Annotated in this window: 13 protein-coding genes and 1 tRNA gene; 2 read left to right on the forward strand and 12 right to left on the reverse strand. The window is 65.9% G+C overall.

The window, feature by feature from the left end; translation table 11 throughout:
• Positions 1-56 precede the first annotated feature (56 nt).
• Positions 57-130: transfer RNA gene (locus tag FQV39_RS04220), tRNA-Gln, on the forward strand.
• A 163-nt stretch (positions 131-293) separates the two neighbouring features.
• On the opposite strand, the gene FQV39_RS04225 is transcribed toward FQV39_RS04220, so the two are convergent.
• From FQV39_RS04225 to glpK, 12 genes are all read right to left on the reverse strand, one after another.
• Positions 294-1,115: a MipA/OmpV family protein gene (locus FQV39_RS04225; RefSeq protein WP_187640161.1), complete on the reverse strand. Its 822-nt coding sequence runs from the start codon at positions 1,113-1,115 to the stop codon at positions 294-296.
• A gap of 77 nt (positions 1,116-1,192) precedes the next feature.
• Positions 1,193-2,569 carry a sigma-54-dependent transcriptional regulator gene (locus FQV39_RS04230; protein ID WP_149129167.1) on the reverse strand — a complete coding sequence of 459 codons (1,377 nt, stop codon included), beginning with the start codon at positions 2,567-2,569 and terminating at the stop codon, positions 1,193-1,195.
• A complete protein-coding gene (locus FQV39_RS04235; protein ID WP_149129168.1) occupies positions 2,566-4,293 on the reverse strand; it encodes a sensor histidine kinase in 1,728 nt (575 codons plus the stop codon). Before FQV39_RS04235 ends, FQV39_RS04230 begins: the two co-directional genes overlap by 4 nt.
• 61 nt (positions 4,294-4,354) lie before the next feature.
• Positions 4,355-4,777, reverse strand: coding sequence for a DUF2147 domain-containing protein (locus FQV39_RS04240; protein WP_187640162.1), 423 nt, complete (start codon positions 4,775-4,777; stop codon positions 4,355-4,357).
• Positions 4,764-5,171, reverse strand: coding sequence for a DMT family transporter (locus tag FQV39_RS04245; RefSeq protein WP_187640163.1), 408 nt, complete (start codon positions 5,169-5,171; stop codon positions 4,764-4,766). Before FQV39_RS04245 ends, FQV39_RS04240 begins: the two co-directional genes overlap by 14 nt.
• Positions 5,168-6,295, reverse strand: coding sequence for a GNAT family N-acetyltransferase (locus FQV39_RS04250; protein ID WP_210251163.1), 1,128 nt, complete (start codon positions 6,293-6,295; stop codon positions 5,168-5,170). Before FQV39_RS04250 ends, FQV39_RS04245 begins: the two co-directional genes overlap by 4 nt.
• Positions 6,296-6,324: 29 nt before the next feature.
• Complete coding sequence (locus FQV39_RS04255; protein ID WP_210251164.1) at positions 6,325-7,176, reverse strand: alpha/beta hydrolase; 852 nt, start codon at positions 7,174-7,176, stop codon at positions 6,325-6,327.
• A gap of 11 nt (positions 7,177-7,187) precedes the next feature.
• Complete coding sequence (locus FQV39_RS04260; RefSeq protein ID WP_149129173.1) at positions 7,188-7,550, reverse strand: EamA family transporter; 363 nt, start codon at positions 7,548-7,550, stop codon at positions 7,188-7,190.
• Positions 7,547-8,470: an arginase family protein gene (locus tag FQV39_RS04265; protein WP_149129174.1), complete on the reverse strand. Its 924-nt coding sequence runs from the start codon at positions 8,468-8,470 to the stop codon at positions 7,547-7,549. The genes FQV39_RS04260 and FQV39_RS04265 overlap by 4 nt, the downstream gene beginning before the upstream one ends.
• A gap of 18 nt (positions 8,471-8,488) precedes the next feature.
• Positions 8,489-9,934 carry an aspartate aminotransferase family protein gene (locus FQV39_RS04270; protein ID WP_149129175.1) on the reverse strand — a complete coding sequence of 482 codons (1,446 nt, stop codon included), beginning with the start codon at positions 9,932-9,934 and terminating at the stop codon, positions 8,489-8,491.
• Positions 9,927-10,619: an MtnX-like HAD-IB family phosphatase gene (locus FQV39_RS04275; protein ID WP_187640164.1), complete on the reverse strand. Its 693-nt coding sequence runs from the start codon at positions 10,617-10,619 to the stop codon at positions 9,927-9,929. Before FQV39_RS04275 ends, FQV39_RS04270 begins: the two co-directional genes overlap by 8 nt.
• Positions 10,620-11,107: 488 nt before the next feature.
• Positions 11,108-12,610, reverse strand: a complete 1,503-nt coding sequence (gene glpK, locus FQV39_RS04280) for a glycerol kinase GlpK (RefSeq protein ID WP_149129177.1) — start codon at positions 12,608-12,610, stop codon at positions 11,108-11,110.
• A gap of 230 nt (positions 12,611-12,840) precedes the next feature.
• Here glpK and FQV39_RS04285 point away from each other — a divergent pair, with 230 nt between their 5' ends.
• Positions 12,841-13,956 (forward strand): Ppx/GppA phosphatase family protein, encoded by a 1,116-nt coding sequence (locus tag FQV39_RS04285; RefSeq protein ID WP_187640165.1) that lies wholly within the window; start codon positions 12,841-12,843, stop codon positions 13,954-13,956.
• Positions 13,957-13,962 lie beyond the last annotated feature (6 nt).

The raw sequence follows: 13,962 nt of genomic DNA on the forward strand, positions 1-13,962 counted from the left end.
CCTCATTGATTAGACCCCGGCTCACCAACGCGGCGCGCCACCAAGCGCCCCATCGTTGGGGGATCGTCTAACGGTAGGACCCCAGACTCTGACTCTGGTTGTCTAGGTTCGAATCCTAGTCCCCCAGCCAAGCCTTTCGGCATGGCGTTGGTACCAACCACCCACAATCAGGTAATCTCTGAAACAGCGCATCGCTCGCCGGTGATCCTGGTTTTGCTCCGGCGACTTCCGATGCCTGATTATCCCCGGAATCCGAGGCTGCCGTCAGGCAGCCTCGAGATCTAGCCGTCGCGTCACAGGTCCATCTTGAACGAGTAGCTCGCGCCAAGGCCGATCGTGAACTGATCGCGCTGACCGATCGTGCGGACAAGCGGCGAGCGCTCGGCCTGGTCGATCATGCGGTCGTAGCGCGCAAAAAGCGTCGTCGACCACTGCTCGGACCAAGTATATTCGAGCGCCGTCGCAACACCGAGGCTCTTGGCGCCAGCGGACGGTCGATACGGGGCCATGAAGCCGTTGATCAGCGATTCCGGCACGGTCACGCCGAAGTTGGTGCGCATATAGGAAGTGTTCCCCAGCGAGAACCGCGGCCCGGCCGACAGCGTGAAGCGTCCCAGGCGCTCGACCCAGTCGGCCGAGAGATCGGCAACGATGCCGTGATGTCCGTTGAAGCCCTGCCGAATCTCGATGCGCGTGCGCAGGCGATCGAGAATCGGCCAGTACTCGGCGAAAATCCCGGCTTCGATCGCCCAAGGGACGTCTCGCATGCCGAAAAGCTTGGGGCTGGACGAGGAATAGCGCCCGCTTTTCCAGCTCCCCGCCACGCCGAAGCTGAAGCGGTCGGTCTCATAGATCGCGAAATCGAGACTGTCGTCGGGGGCGCTGAAGCCTTCCGGCTCGCCGACGCGGCGCCAGCTCAGCGAAGGCATGAACGACGGGCCCATTGCGTTCGCGCCCTCGTATTTGGGGCCCATCTGGAACGATCCGCCGAGCGTCACGATCCAGCCCTTGGCCGGCGTTGCATCCGTCAAAGCCGGGCTCGGCTCGGCAGCCGCCGCGGCCGCGGCCGACAGCAGAACGAGGCAACCAATCTTTCCAAAACCGATACGCGACACGGTTCCTCCAGGGGCGGCAAACGCGCCAAACTTCGTTCTGGCGCGCTTTCGCGACAATGCCGCTACAAGCCCGTCCATCAGTCGACCACCGTCCGGCCAACCCGAATATCGAGCTTCTTGATTCGATGCCAGAGGCTGCGCTCGGCAATGCCCAGCATCCGTGCCGCCTTCACTTGCACGCCATCGCTGCGCCGCAGCGCCTCGATGATGAAATCCCGCTCGATCCGCTCGAGTTCAGCGTCGAGATCGCGTGGCAGCGCGTCGCGGCCAGCCCGGCGCGACCCTTCGAACAGGTCTTGCGCGAGATCCTGGATATCGATCTGGGCGGTCTTGGCGACGATCAGCGCCCGCTCGACGCAGTTATGCAGCTCGCGGATATTGCCCGGCCAGTCATGGCCCGCCATGGCCGCAAGCGCGGCCGGCGAGAAGCCGGCAACCCGCTTGCCGATCGATTCGGACAGCGTCGCCAGGAAATGCGTCGCCAGAAGCGGAATGTCTTCGGGGCGCTCGCGCAACGCCGGCAGCTGGATCGGAAAAACATTGAGGCGATAGAACAGGTCTTCCCGGAAGCGGCCCGCGGCCACCGCCTGGCGCATGTCCTTGTGCGTCGCCGCGATCAGGCGGACGTCGACGCTCTGACTGCGGTTGGCGCCCACCGGCTCGAAACTGCGCTCCTGGACGACACGCAACAGCTTTGCCTGGATGGCGAGCGGCATGTCACCGATCTCGTCGAGGAAGAGCGTGCCGCCCTCGGCCGCGGCGAAACGGCCGATCCGATTGGCCAGGGCGCCGGTGAAGGCGCCCTTGACGTGGCCGAAGAGCTCGCTCTCCAGCAGGGTTTCGGGGATGGCGGCGCAATTGACGGCGATGAAGGGCTGCCCCCGGCGCGGACTGTTGAAATGGATCGCACGGGCAACCAGTTCCTTGCCCGTGCCGCTCTCCCCGCTCAGCATGACGGTCGCCCGGGTCTCGCAAACCTCGGTGACCTGCTCGATCACGCGGCGGAACGATGCGCTGTTTCCGATGAGCGTATCGAAGCTGTGGCGGCCTTCCAGCTCGCTGCGCAGGCGCTCATTGTCCCGCACCACATCGGCAAGGCGCAGCGCGCGCCTGATCGTCGCTGCGACATCCTCCATCTCGAAGGGCTTGGCGATGTAGTCGAACGCGCCTTCCTTGATGAGCTCGACCGCATCACGCACAGCAGCGAAGGCCGTCAGGATGATAACCGGAATGTCCGGCCAGCGGCTGCGCACCTCACGCAGCAGGTCGCGCCCATCCATGACCGGCAGGCGCAGATCGGTGAGTACGAGGTCGAAGCGCGACTGGTCCAGTGCCGCGAGGGCCTCCCGCACGCTTGTCACCGCGGTCGTGCGATAGCCGAGGTCCTCCAGTGCGGCCGCCAGTACGTCGGCCAGACGCTCCTCGTCGTCGACCACCAGGATGGTGTGGCTCACGAGCCCTCTCCCGTTTCGGCCCGCGGCAATGCGAGGGTAAAGGCCGCCCCCTGGCCCGGCGCACATTCGCACGCAACCGTTCCGCCATGTGCCACCGCCACGCTCTGCACCTTCGCGAGCCCCAGCCCCGTGCCCTTGGCCTTGGTGGTAAAGAACGGGTTGAAGACCTCGCCGCGGATCGCGTCCGGAACGCCCGGTCCTTCATCGCGGATCGTCAGCGACACTGTGTCTGGATTCACGGCCAAGCTCGCGTAGATGGCGCCACCCGAGGGCATGGCATCCATGGCATTCAAGACCAGATTGAGGCAGGCTTGGTGAAGCTGGTCGGGGTCGCCGCTGATCCTGGCGCCTCCGCTCTTGTCGTCGATGTGAAAGGTGATGCCGCGCCGGGAAAGTTCGGCCGTCGCGATGGCAGCAACCCGGTCAATGACATTGCGCAGCGGGAATCTGCTGCGCACGAGCGGCCTCGGCTGAGCGAAGTCGAGAAAGTCGCGCATCAAGGTCTCGATCCGGCGAACCTCGTCGATGACATAGCCGAGCATCTTCCCCTCGGTGGCACCGAGCTTGGAGCGATTGCGCACCACCTCCGTCGATGTCTTGATGATGCCGAGCGGGTTACGGACCTCGTGCGCGATCACCATCGCCGCCTGCCCGAGCGCCGAAAGCCGGTCGCGGCGGCGCAGTTCCATTTCGAGATCCTGCAGCTTGCCCAGCTGCTCGGCCATGCCGTTGAAGCCTGCGGCGAGCTGCGCGATCTCGCGACCGCCGCCGACCGTGACGCGCTGGCCGAAATCACCCGCTGCAATTGCCCTGACGCCGCGTGTCAAAGCACGCAACGGCCGCGCGAGCAGCTCCGACATCAATATGCCGACGACGATCGCTATGCAGCTTCCGAACAGGAATATGCCGAGGAACAGCCGCTCGCGGCTGAGCTGTTCGAAGAAGCCCGCATCGCTGCGCAGGCCGATGAAGCTGATCGCCGCGAGCTTGCCGTCTATGCCACGAAAGCCGGTATAAATGGCTCTGTAGGCGCCCCTTTCGGCGTTCGGATCGAAGATTTCTTCCTCGCCGGCATCGAGCCTCGCCAGGATCGCCTTGGGCACGACGATCTCCCGATCGCTCTGCGTCTGCACGATCGGTTCGAGCTCGCCGTCGAAATCGGAGAACAAGCGCACGTCGAGCGACGTGACCACCTTGATTCCGCCCAGGTAATTGTCGTCGAGCCATGAGCCCACGAGAAGGTTGGCGGATTGCCCGTTGATCTGAATAGACTGGACGGCGCCCGCCATGATCCAGCGCCGGCCGTCGGCAACGATCTTGAACAATCCCTGCCCCGTCTTCTCGGGCAGAGACCCGACCGACGAGAAACGGCGTGAGGAGAAGATGATTTCCCCGCCGGGTCGATAGACCGCCATGAGATCGTAGCCGACCGAGCTCAGCACACCGAATTCGCGCTCGACCGTATGCTGCATCTTGATGTCGTTCGGGCTCCGTTCCAGCCGGCTCCCGATGACACCGGCAACGCGCTGCGCCTCCTGCGCGGCTTCGGCGACCTCCAGCCCGAAGAAGCGCGAAGTCTCGCCCAGCCAATGCGCGACATTGTCCTCGAACGCATTGGAGATCAGCTTCGCCGCGACAAAGGCCGATGCCAGCATCGCCGGCACGATGACCAGCAGGAAGCCGATCACCAGCCTGAGCCTGAGCGTGGTCATCCGTGTAGGCACGACAAGCCCCGGAACGCCGTTCGGCCCCCTCCCCGTTCTGCCTTTCGTGATCTCGCGGCCGTCACGGCTGCCTCGTCCAGGTATCGTCGTCGCAGATCAGGCCGCCGAGGACGCAGCCGCGCACCACCAGTGAACTCGGCGCCGCCAGCTCCAGCGTCGTGCGGTAAGTCTTGCCATCGGCGGGATTATAGCCGCTGCCTGCCAACTTCCCATTCTCGCCCGGAGCAAAGCCGCTCAGAACCTGGATGCCGAGGAGCGAGCGAGCGCGCAGCTTCGCGTCAGGATTGAATTGGTCGAATCGCGGCTCCTTCAGCCAGACGATCCGACCGCACAGCGCGGCGCCGCAGCGGGCGATCGCGATCTCCGACTCCCCGTCGGAATCGCGCCAGCGGCCGACGACATCCGCCATCGAGTCGGCGCTGGCCGGCAGAGCCCCCATGAGCGCGGCGGCGACGAGCGCGATCCCCAAGCTACGGCTGCTCATTCTCATTCTCCCCGCCGAGCAGGACCACTCCGGCGATGATCAAGGCAATGCCAACGGCGCGCAGCAGATCGATCCGTTCGCCGAAGGCCGCCCAGGCGAACAAAGGCACGGTGATATAGACCAATCCGGTCATCGGAAAGGCACGGCTGAGCGGCATGTCGCGCAGGATCGCCATCCAGACCACGAAGGTTCCGAGATAGCCGACGACGGCAAGCCAGACGCCGGGAAGCTCCATGGACCGCGTCAGCATCGCAAGGCCGAAATCCGTGTCGCCGAGCCCGTCGGCTCCCCATTTGAAGGCGAGCTGCGTTCCCGTGTCGAGCCCGATGAAGGCCAGCCAGATTGCAAGCTGGCGCCAGCGCGAGGGCGCTTCGGCAGGTGTGAGGACACTCATGCGGCTTTCTTTCCGGCGTGTTCGGCAAGATCGGGATCGAAGCGGTCGAAGCCGAGCCAGGGGCTCAAGCGACGCAGCGCCCATTGCAGGGGCGCGCGGCGATGGCGGACATGGATGGCGGAGGGAACGAGCCGGCTGCCGAAACGCAGCTTGGATGCGTAGGCAGTCTGGCCACTCTGGAACAGGCGAATGCCGCGTTCGAGACAGAAGCGCACATTCGCCATCCAGCTCACGACATAGAGATTGTGCTCGCGTGCGAGCGGGTAGCGCATCCCGAGGAACTTATCGATGACGCGTTCGGTCTCGACCAGCAGCAGGTTGAACGCCGCAAGCTCGCCTCCGATCCAGTAGAGCGCGAAAACGGCCCGCTCGCCCAGGGCCTGCGAGATCCCGGCGAAATAGCCAGGCGGCAGGAGTTCGAGCTCGCCATAGTCCAGGCCGCTCTGCGCGCGCGTGGATTCGTAGAGGGCGTCGATCTCCTGCTCGAGCCCGGCGATGTCGGTGCGGAACTCGATCCGGACATCGCCTGCCTTGGCGAGCTTGCGCCTGATGTCCTTGCGCGTCGCCGCAGACAGCGATGCCAGATAGGTGGCTTCGTCCCGGAAAGGCAGGTCGAGCACGGCGACCGGCAGGCTGGCCAAGCGCGCGAAACCTGCCCGGGAGAGGAAGGCGCCGGCCTCCCGCTCCGGCTCCGGCGCCAGATCCTTCCAGACGACGAGATGCGCACCCTCAGTCGCGGCCTGCCGCTGCAGCGTTTCAGCCAGTTTCTGAAAGGTGTCAGCACGGCCGGCGGCATCCAGCCGTGGCGAAAAGCCGAGATGGCAGCGCTCGCCATAGGGAGAGCCGACGCAGAGAGCCTTGAGGACGACAAGTCCCGGCAGATGGCGGAACAGCGCATCCCCAAGCCCGCGCAACCGGCCTTGAAGGGGCGTATCGAGCCGGTAGTCCAGCCGGAAGAAGGGCGCGACCCCGACCACCTCACCTTGCGTCTCGACGACGATCGCCGCCATGCGCAGCCCGATTCCGGAAGAAGCTGCAGCCGCCTCGCAGGCGCTGTAATAGACGTGGCACTCCGCCTCGCCGGGCAGGCACGCATCCCAAGCCGCGGGATCGATTGCGGCCACGCTTCCAACGATCCGGGCGGCAGGCGCGCTCATTCCGCTGCGACGACGCGCAGCTCCGTCGCCCTCTCCCGGACTTCCGTCTTCGCGAGCCGTGCCGCAAGGGCCAGCGAGCGCTCGACGACGATGTCGCGCTGCTGGTCGATCGTCACGAGATGATAGCTGTCATCGAGAATCACGGCATCGACCAGGCCGCCGAGCCGACGCTGGATGTAGAACGCGTTCGACAGGCTGGCGATATCGTCCTCGCGCGCATGGACGAGCAATGCCGGGCAGGTGATTGCCGGCATCTCGCGTCGCGTCCGGTCGATCAGCGCCCACATCTCCCGGAGGGCACCTGACGGCGTGCCGAGCAGGCCGGCCTCGGAACTGTCGCCGCGCGTGATCGCGGTGGTGATCACGGCGCGCGTGCGCAGATCCTTGATGCCATAGGGCTCCCGCTCGACGAAGCTGTAGCGACGCCCGAAGGGCGTGTTGATCAGCCATTTCAGCAGGAAGGCGTAGCGCGGGATCGACCAGCCATCGTACCAGAGCGTCGGCGCGTAGAGAGCCAGGCCATCGACGGCATCGGGCCGCGCGGCGGCGACATGCATCGCCAGGACGGCGCCCATCGAAAGCCCACCGACAATGACGCGATCGCAGCTCAGGCGCATCCGGTCGAGCTCGTCCATGACGCTCCGGGCCCAATCGCGCCAGCCCGTGGCCAGCAGCTCGCTTTCCCCGGCACAATGACCGGCGAGCTGCGGGCAATGCACGGTGTGGCCGGCCTGAGCGAGCGCACGCGCCACCAGGCGCATCTCGATCGGGGTTCCGCTCAGACCGTGGATCAGAAGAAAGCCGGTCCGATCACCGGGATAGCGAAGGCTGAAATCGCGCGTCGTCACGTCTCGTTCCGTCAGACTGTTCGAGCGACGATGACCACGCCGCAGGTGATGAGGAAAGCACCGAGCCATTGCCGGGGACCGACGCGCTCGCCAAGCAGAACCGCGCTGGCGAAGGTGATGGCGAGGAAGTTGAGGCTGGCGATGGGAAAGGCGATCGAGAGCGGCACCTCGGCGAGGATCCGCAGCCAGATGAAGAACTCCGCCACATAGGTCAGCACGCCGGCCATCGCCCAGCCGGAGCGGCCAAGCGCGACGGTGAGCTCGCGCAGCCCCGCCCCCTGCGGCAACCGGTCGGCACCGAGCTTCAGGCAGAGCTGGCCGACGACGTCGCAGACAATCGACAGGATGAACCAGAGGACGATGGTCAAGGTCACGGCAACACCCGCGCAAAGCAGTCGATGAGTTCGGCATTCACCCGGGCATTGACGGCAAGCTCTTCCGGAGAAGGTCGCAGCGGCGGCGGGTGGTCGAAGAAGGCGAGCGTCGCGCGGAACGGATCGGAGAAGCGCGGCTCCGACCAGTCGCCGCAGACATCGATCCCGACGATGCGGCGCGCCTCCGCCAGGCGCTCGATCGCGGAAAGCAGGTGGGCGAGCGGCAGATCGCCCTGATCCCAGTTGGTCAGCGCCTCGCCCCGCCCGAGAACGTCCTTGTCGATGCTGAGCCAGATGGCCTTGGTCGGGATCGTGGCGACGAGGTCGTCGAGGAAATCAGCCCAATCCTCATCGGCCAGGTTGCGCCAATGCAGATGATTTCCTTCCTGCCGGAAACTCGCAGCGGTGCCGTACCGGCCCCAGACGCGGGAAGGCTCGTGCCGCCAAGGGTAGAGCGCGATCCGCTCCTCCGCGACCGCCCTGAGATTGGCGAACTGCCATTCCGGGCGCACGAGATCGCCGCTGCAGGGGCCGATGGTGATGACCTTGCGGACCTGGGGTAATTCCAGCGCCCGGTTGACCCAGGCGCCGCAATTGACCGTCGCCGGAAACCGCACCCAGTCGGGATGGTTGTCAAAATGGATAACCGTCACCGGCTCGGTGACTCTTCCGAGCAGCAGCGCCGCAAGGTGATGGAAGTCGCCGGAACCGTAGAAGTAGACCGGTGGTCCGCTCCCCTCCCTGTCCTCGGCGGCCAGCTGCGCGAGCAGGCTCGTGCGCGCTGCGTGGCTCGCCACGATGCGCAGGCGCGCGGCGAGATGCGCCGCGTCGATGCAGGAAGCTTCTCCCGCATCGATGCGGCGGCGCAGCGGCTCCTGGCGCGCGACGCTGCCATCGAGATCGATCACCTGCAGGCGCAAAAGCCGTCTCCGGTCGGTTCAGGCGCCAGCCACGCGGGCAAAGAGCTGATCCAGGAGGGCGATCGCCAGATCGATCTCTTCGTAGCTCATGGTCAGAGCCGGCGCGAGCGTGATGACGTTCTTGTAGTAGCCGCCGATATCGAGCACGAGGCCGTAGCGCCGGCCATCGACCACCAGATCAGCCTTCATGCCCTCGTCGCACATCAGATCGACGAGGCGCTTAGACGGCGTGTAGCTGTCATGCGGCTCGCAGATTTCGATGCGCAAGGCCATGCCGAGGCCGTCGACCTCGCCGACGATCTTGTGCCGGCGCTTCAGCTCCTGCAGCCCGTCGAGGAAATACGCGCCCTTGGCCATGACCATGGTCTCGTAGTCTTCCTCCTGCATCATCTTCATCGCCTCGAGCGCGACGGCGGTGCCGAGCGGGTTGGCGTTGAAGGTCGAATGCGTGGAGCCCGGCGGGAAGACGGTCGGGTTGATCAGCGCTTCCTTGGCCCAGATGCCGGAGAGCGGGTTCAGCCCGTTGGTGACGGCCTTGCCGAAGACGATCACATCGGGCTGGACGCCGAAATGCTCGATCGACCAGAGCTTGCCCGTCCGGTAGAAGCCCATCTGGATCTCGTCGACGACGAGCAGGATGTCGTGATCGTCGAGCACCTTCTTCAAGCCGGTGAAGAAGTTGGGGGGCGGAATGACGTAGCCGCCCGTGCCCTGAAGCGGCTCGACATAGAAGGCGGCATATTCGGCCTGGCCGACCTTGGGGTCCCAGACGCCGTTGTATTCGCTCTCGAAGAGCCGGGCGAACTGCTGCACGCAGTGCTCGCCATACTCTTCCTTGCTCATGCCCTTCGGCCCGCGGAAATGATAGGGGAACGGGATGAAGTGAGCGCGCTCGCCGAAATGGCCGAAGCGGCGGCGATAGCGGTAGGACGAGGTGATGGCGGAGGCGCCGAGCGTGCGGCCGTGATAGCCGCCCTCGAAGGCGAACATCAGGCTCTTGCCGTTCGAGGCGTTGCGCACGAGCTTGAGTGAATCCTCGACCGCCTGGGCACCGCCGACGTTGAAATGGACGCGCCCCTTGGCGCCGAACTTGCGCTGCGCATCCTTGGCGATCATCGCCGCAAGCTCGATCTTCTCGCGATGGAGATACTGGCTCGCGACCTGCGGCAGCGTGTCGATCTGGCGCTTCAGTGCATTGTTGAGGCGCGGATTGGCGTAGCCGAAATTGACGGCCGAGTACCACATCTGCAGGTCGAGGAAGCGGTTACCGACCGCATCGAGCATGAAGGAGCCTTCACAGCCCGAGAAGATCTTCGGGAACTGCGTGTAGTGGACGGTGTCACCATGCGAGCAGAATTCGGCCTCGAGCGCGAGCAGGCGGGCCTCCTCGGCGGCAACCGAGGCCAGGTTCACCGCAGCAGAAGCGGCTGCGGTGCGGCCGTGCTGGGGAAATCCGTCATCCATTGATCAAGTCCTTGATGTGATGGCTCGCTGCGGCCGGGACGACGCCAGTCAGCATGTCGTCCAGGATAGGGGCCGCTTCCGCGAGCCGGGAGAATGGGCGGTATTCCACCCCGGCCTGGTCGCAATGGGCGATCAGGCCGTTCTTGGCGAAGACGATGTCGGCGCGTTCGGCCAGGCAGAAATCGGACCGGCCGTCGCCGACCAGGATGGTGGCGGGCCGCCCCAAGCTGCGAGCCACGCTGCATTTGCAGGTACCGCTGATGCAGCTGCCGTCACGGGCCGCGTGCGGCGAGGTCAAGCGCCAGCGATCCGCTCCAACCGGTTCGAGGTGATTGGCGATGACCGGCAGCCCGGCGAGCCCGGCCCGGCGCAGCACGGCATGGATCGTACGGTCGAGCCCGTCCGAAACCACGGTCACCGGCACGCCGTGGCGCTGGCAGACCCTGACGAAGAAGGCAAATCCCCAGTCGATCGCGAAGCTCTCGACGAAGCTGTCGAAGACATCGGGCGCGGCGCGCAGCAGCGCGACCTGCCGCTCCATGCACTCCCGCGATCCGATTCGCCCCGCGACCCAGTCCTCCTCGATCGCTTCCCAACCCGGCTCGGCGAAGCGGGCCAGGACGCAGTCCGTCGTGTCCTTCTCTGAAATCGTTCCGTCGAAATCGACGATGGCCTGCCATTGCATCTGCGCGGAAGCTCCGTTTCGCGGGGATGCCGTTGGCAAAGGCCATGCCATCATTCAGCGCATTGATTTAATTTGATTTTCTTGCGAACAGACGCGTTGGACGGCCCTCAAAATTGAGGCCACCATCAAAATTTGGAGTATTCGCACATCCTCGCCGAAGACGTTCAGCGACGAAGAAGTGATACGCCAACTCCGCAGCGACCGTTTGGGAACTCCAGCCCTCATCCTGAGGAGCGCCCCCGCCATTGCGAGCGCAGCGAAGCAATCCAGGGGGACGTAGAGCTCTGCCGCCCCTGGATTGCTTCGTCGCTTCGCTCCTCGCAATGACGGCTCCTGCGATCCAACCCGATCGGAAAACGCTAGATGTCTCCTGAGCCTTCTGGAGCATCCTTCGAGACGCCATTCCTACCGGAATGGCTCCTCAGGATGAGGGCTCAGTGAATTCTCAAGCGGTCTCTCCGCTACCGACGGGCGCCCCAAAAACCCGCTCACTCCGCGCTCAGCGTTCGCCGCACGGCGTCGCGCCAGCCCCTGACCTTGCGCTCGCGCTGGCTCGCCGCCATGGCCGGCGAGAAGCGACGCTCCAGCCGCCACTGGTCGGCAAAGCGCTCGGGCTCGGGCAGCAGCCCGGCGTCGAGCCCGGCGAGATAGGCCGCGCCCAGCGCAGTGGTCTCCAGCACCGTCGGCCGGTCGACCGGCAGATCGAGGATGTCGGCGAGACGCTGCATCGTCCAGTCCGACGCGACCATGCCGCCATCGACCCTGAGCACCGAGCGACCACCCTGCCCGGCCTCCGGCCAGTCGGCATGCATCGCCTCGATCAGATCGAGCGTCTGGTAGCAGACGCTTTCCAGGGTAGCCCGCGCGAATTCGCGCGGCCCGGAGTTGCGGGTCAGCCCGAACATCGCCCCGCGCGCATGGGCGTCCCAGTGCGGCGCTCCCAGGCCCACGAAGGCCGGGACCAGATAAACGTCCTGCTCGGGATCGGCCGCCTCGGCCAGCGGGCCGGTATCGCTCGCCTTCTCGATGATGCCGAGCCCATCGCGCAGCCATTGCACGGCGGCGCCCGCAATGAAGATCGAGCCTTCGAGCGCGTAGGTCCGCTTGCCGCCGAGCTGATAGGCGACCGTGCTGAGCAGGCGATGCTTCGAGCGGACCGGCGTGTCGCCGGTGTTGAGCAGCGCGAAACAGCCGGTGCCGTAGGTCGACTTGACCATGCCCGGCGTGAAGCAGGCCTGGCCGATGGTCGCCGCCTGCTGGTCTCCGGCGATGCCGCGCACCGCGATCGGCTTTCCGAAGAGCTCCGGCACCGTATCGCCGAAATGCGTGGCGCAGTCGCGTACCTCCGGCAGAATAGCCGCCGGGATGTCGAAGAGACTGAGGAGTTCGGGGTCCCAGATGCCACGGCCGATGTCGAACAGCATGGTACGCGCCGCATTGGTGGCATCGGTCGCGTGTACCGCTCCGCCTGTCAGCCGCCAGAGCAGGAAGGAATCGATGGTGCCGAAGGCGAGTTCGCCCGCCTCCGCCCGCCTCCGCGCGCCCGGCACGTTGTCGAGCAGCCAGGCGATCTTGGTCGCCGAGAAATAGGGGTCGATGCGCAGGCCGGTGCGTTCGGCGACCCGTCCTTCATGGCCGGCGGCGGCGAGTTCGGCGCAGGCCTGTGCCGTGCGCCTGTCCTGCCACACGATGGCGCGGTGAATCGCCTTGCCTGTCCGCCGGTCCCAGATCAGCGTCGTCTCGCGCTGGTTGGTGATTCCGATCCCCGCGATGTCGCCAGCATTCAGCCCGGCCTTGGCAATCGCTGCGCGGGCCGTCGCCAGCACGCTCTCCCAGATGTCCTCAGGCTCGTGCTCGACCCAGCCTGATGCCGGGAAATGCTGCGGAAATTCCTGCTGGGCCGAGGAAATCACCGCGAGCGAGGCGTCGAACAGGATCGCCCGCGAGGAGGTCGTGCCCTGGTCGATGGCGAGGATGTGTCTGGCAGCCATGGCGAATCCCTTGCCCTTCATGCGTCTTGCCATTCAAGCGTCTTGGCCGACATGCCGGCCGGCGGACACTGGCCGATCAGCCGCTGCTCGCGCAAGACCGGCCGACGCCTCGGCAAGGTTCCTCTTGGCATGGGGCTTGCCCTGCAGTTACCTTGACGACGAAGCAACCGGCCGCGCGACGCTGCGGCCCCTGTCCAGCCCGGTGCTGGCAGGTCGAGGGATTGGAAACGGTGGCGGTCGAGGACCGGCAGCAACGGGACGCCGCGCATGTGGCGCCGCCGCATAGGCATACCACCGATCCGCCCCGGACCGGTGGCGTATCGGTTTCCGCTGCCTTCAAGAGCTACAACCCGGCCTTGGCCCATCAGCGGCCCACGACCTATGCGGCGCTGGATCTCGGCACCAACAACTGCCGGCTCCTGATTGCGCGCCCGGCGCAGCAGGGCTTTCGGGTGGTCGATGCGTTTTCCCGGATCGTCCGCCTCGGCGAAGGGCTCGCGGCCAGCAGCCGGCTGGCCGATGCGGCGATGGACCGGGCGGTCGAGGCGCTGAAGATCTGCCGCGGCAAGATGGCGAATCGCGGCGTCACCCGCGCCCGCCTCGTCACCACCGAAGCCTGCCGTGCGGCGACCAACGGACTGGATTTCATCCGCCGCGTCGCAGCCGAGGCCGAGCTCTCGCTCGAAATCATCGACCAGCGCACCGAGGCGGCGCTCGCCGTCTCCGGCTGCGCAGCGCTGACCGACCCGGCGGCGGAGAGCATCATCGTCTTCGACATCGGCGGCGGCTCGACCGAGATCGTCTGGCTCGGCGGGCGCAGCGAGGCGCGCGACCCGGCCGCCCGCATCCGCGAATGGGCCTCGCTGCCGATCGGCGTCGTCACCGTGGCGGAACGCTATGGCGGCGTCGAAGTCGGCCGCGAGCTCTTCGAGCAGATGGTGCAGGATTGCACGCAGGCGCTTGAACCTTTTGCAAAAAAGGCTGCTGCCGCCTGCGGTTCAAAGGGCTTCCATCTGCTCGGGACCTCCGGCACGGTGACGACCGTCGCCGGCATCCATCTCGACTTGCCCCGCTATGACCGCCGCGAGGTCGACGGGTTGTGGATGCACCAACACGATGTCGCCACCGTCATCGACCGCTTGATCGATATGGACTATGCCGCCCGGGCGGCCAATGCCTGCATCGGCCGCGAACGCGCGGATCTGGTGCTGGCCGGCTGCGCGATCTTCGAGGCGATCCATCGCGCCTTCCCGAGCGAGCGCGTCCGCATCGCCGATCGCGGACTGCGCGAGGGCATCCTGCTGCGCATGATGCACGAGGACCGCGCCTGGTGGCGGCGAAAATAGGTTCGA

The sequence above is a fragment of the Bosea sp. F3-2 genome, assembly GCF_008253865.1.
Taxonomy (GTDB): Bacteria; Pseudomonadota; Alphaproteobacteria; order Rhizobiales; family Beijerinckiaceae; genus Allobosea.